Annotated in this window: 1 protein-coding gene; it reads left to right on the top strand. The window is 70.8% G+C overall.

The window, feature by feature from the left end; genetic code table 11:
- A partial coding sequence (locus ACU8YE_RS25380) for an LCP family protein (RefSeq protein WP_446930348.1) occupies positions 1 to 442 on the top strand: 442 nt, incomplete at both ends.

Here is a 442-nt window from a genome sequence, read left to right on the forward strand (position 1 = left end):
TCGTCGACGCGGTCGGCGGGGTCGAGCTCACCGTCCGGGACCGGATCCCGATCGGCGGCATCGGCGCGCCGGTGACCGGCTACGTCGAGCCCGGCACCCGCACCCTGACCGGCTTCGAGACGCTGTGGTTCGCCCGCTCCCGCGTCGCCGCCGACGACTACTCGCGGATGGCGCGCCAGAAGTGCGTGATGAACGCGATGCTCCAGCAGCTCAGCCCGCGCACCGTGGTGATGAACTTCCAGAAGATCGCCGACGCGGGGGAGGCCCTGATCACCACCGACATCCCCCAGGGCGACGTCGACCGTTTCATGAAGCTCGCGCTGCAGGCGCGCAGCCAGCCGGTGCGCACTGTGTCGTTCGTGCCGCCGATGATCTCGACCGGCGACCCCGACATCGCCAAGATCCAGGCGGCCGTGGACAAGGCCGTCGACCCGCCGGAGGC

This window comes from Ralstonia sp. VS2407 (assembly GCF_052950655.1).